Source organism: Micromonospora sp. AMSO12t, from assembly GCF_008806585.1.
Classification (GTDB): domain Bacteria; phylum Actinomycetota; class Actinomycetes; order Mycobacteriales; family Micromonosporaceae; genus Micromonospora; species Micromonospora reichwaldensis.
Genome location: NZ_WAAS01000630.1, coordinates 1 through 428 on the forward strand (window position 1 = coordinate 1; position 428 = coordinate 428).

Genomic DNA, 428 nt, shown 5'->3' on the forward strand with positions numbered 1-428 from the left:
CGAGGACGACACGTCGGTGTATACGGAACGGCTTCGTGACCTCGGGACGCTCGCACGAGAACTCGACATGGAACTGTTTGCGGATATCGCACCGACGTCGCTCGCCGCGCTCGGCAAGACGTGGGACGATGCCCATACACTTCTCGATTGGGGCGTGACGGGGCTGCGCGTCGATTACGGCGTGACGCCGAAACAAGTCGCCGACTTATCGACCCGAATGACGGTCGCCTTGAACGCGAGTACGCTGTCTGAAGCGGAACTCATAGAGATGAAGCAACACGGCCTCGTGACGGACAACGTCGAGGCGTGGCACAACTTCTATCCGCGCCCGGAGACGGGGCTCGATCGTAACTGGTTCGATGCCAAGAACGATTGGCTGAAGCGGCAAGGGTTGAGCGTCCAGGCGTTCATCCCTGGTGACGGGACAC

1 protein-coding gene is annotated in these 428 nt (G+C 60.7%); it reads left to right on the plus strand.

The features are described from left to right. Window positions 1-16: 16 nt before the first annotated feature. The coding region (locus tag F6X68_RS33255) for a MupG family TIM beta-alpha barrel fold protein (protein ID WP_225852587.1) at window positions 17-428 on the plus strand (412 nt) is incomplete at its 3' end.